Genomic DNA, 408 nt, shown 5'->3' with positions numbered 1-408 from the left:
AAAAGTGGGGTTATTTGTGTGATCGTTATTTGCATCACGTTGTTGATTTTTATGTGGATAACGCGCAGTTCGCTCTGCGAAGTGCGGATCAGGAATAACAATATCGACGTTGCAGTCATCCTGGACTACGAATCCTGAGGGTAGGGCAACCGGGGCGGGCGTGTGTCCGCCCCTTCGTTGCGACGCATTGCTGCCCTGCACCCTTTCAACAAGCCCGCTTCGGCGGGCTTTTTTATGTATGCCGGAAAAGATCGCACACATCAGGCTTATGAATACTTGCAGCAAATAGACGATATAAATTTTATATAATCAAAGGGTTACATAAAAATACGAAAGGCGTATGATAACGGCGGGTGCCTGGACATGTCTGTTCCGGGCAGTCCGGCACAGACAAAGAAAAGGCCCCAC

Annotated in this window: 1 protein-coding gene; it reads left to right on the top strand. The window is 48.8% G+C overall.

The genetic code is table 11. The features are described from left to right. Positions 1-18: 18 nt before the first annotated feature. Positions 19-138 (top strand): Hok/Gef family protein, encoded by a 120-nt coding sequence (locus CYR52_RS22230; protein ID WP_420912765.1) that lies wholly within the window; start codon positions 19-21, stop codon positions 136-138. The last annotated feature ends 270 nt before the right edge of the window (positions 139-408 follow it).

Source organism: Chimaeribacter arupi, assembly GCF_002858805.1.
Taxonomy (GTDB): Bacteria; Pseudomonadota; Gammaproteobacteria; order Enterobacterales; family Enterobacteriaceae; genus Chimaeribacter; species Chimaeribacter arupi.
The sequence above is the reverse complement of the archived record's forward strand: the minus strand, read 5'-3'. Positions and strand labels throughout refer to the sequence as shown.